The organism is Hymenobacter agri, from assembly GCF_054778495.1.
On the sequence record NZ_BAAGZM010000947.1, the window covers coordinates 1 to 1,136 of the forward strand.

Annotated in this window: 2 protein-coding genes; one reads left to right on the plus strand and one right to left on the minus strand. The window is 68.1% G+C overall.

Annotated elements, in window-relative coordinates:
• Positions 1-373 (plus strand): class I SAM-dependent methyltransferase (locus ACYVDE_RS23590; RefSeq protein WP_460503968.1); only part of this gene is annotated, 373 nt, incomplete at its 5' end.
• A 3-nt stretch (positions 374-376) separates the two neighbouring features.
• Here the strand turns inward: ACYVDE_RS23590 and ACYVDE_RS23595 are convergent.
• Positions 377-1,136 (minus strand): alpha/beta fold hydrolase (locus ACYVDE_RS23595; RefSeq protein WP_460503969.1); only part of this gene is annotated, 760 nt, incomplete at its 5' end.

Here is a 1,136-nt window from a genome sequence, read left to right on the forward strand (position 1 = left end):
GTTTCAGCAGGTTGATATTCTGCGGGAACTGCCCACCGGTCTGGCTCTTGGCGCGCTCGATGTGCTGGTGAGCAACCCGCCCTACGTGCGCGAGAGCGAGCGGCCCGCCATGCGCGACAACGTGCTGGCCTGGGAGCCCGCCACGGCCCTGTTCGTGCCCGACCACGACCCGCTCATCTTCTACCGTCGCTTGGCCGAAATCGGCGCGCAGCTGCTGGCCGCCGATGGCGTGGCCTACCTCGAAATCAACGAAGCCCTGGGGGCCGAAACAGCGGCGCTGTTCACGGCCCAGGGCTTCGCGGAGGTAGCGGTTATCGACGACATGTTCGGGAAGCCGCGCATGGTGCGGGCGGCGCGGCAGGCTCGCTCGTAGCGCTTAGCGCGGCAGCTGGCGGGCAAAGGCAACCAGCGCGGCCTGGACCTGCTGCGGGTTTTCGAGCAACGCGTTGTGCTTGCCCGGCATCGCCACCACTTGCTGGTGCGGGAAACGGAAAGACTGGTGCTGTGGGCCGGTTACGTCGTCGGCCTGCCCGGGCAGCACCAGCACGGGCATGTTCAGTTGGGCGCTGGCGGCGGCAAAGTCTTCGAGGTAGCCATCGATGACGCCGGGGCGGTACAGCGAGGCGGCGAAGTCGTGGCTGGCGGCGGGCTGGGCACGCTGCACCCGGCTCACCCGCGCAGCCGTCGAGTCGTTGGCATACATCAGCTGGTTCATCAGATGCTGTTGGTTGAGTAGGGCCATCACCATGCCGAAGCGCTGGGGCAGCGGCGCGGCAGGGTCGAGCGGTGGCCGGGTGGCGGCGGGCAGCAGCGCGTAGCCGCGGGTGGCCGTGCTTTCCATCGAAGCGGTCAGGTTCAGCACGCTGTTGCTGAGCACCAGGCCCAGTGTGTGCTGCGGATACTGCCGGGCGTAGGCTGTGGCAATGAGCCCGCCGAAGGAGTGCGCCATCAGCACCCATTTCTCCACGTGCAGCTGCTGGCGCAGCTCTTCCAAATCCTGCACCAGGCGGGGCAGGGCGTAGGTGCCGCCGGGCGCCGCGTCTGAGCGGCCGCTACCGCGCTGGTCGAGGTACACCATCTGAAACTGCTTTTCCAGCATGGGGCCGGCCAGAGCCTCGTGCACGGCCGAGCCCGCG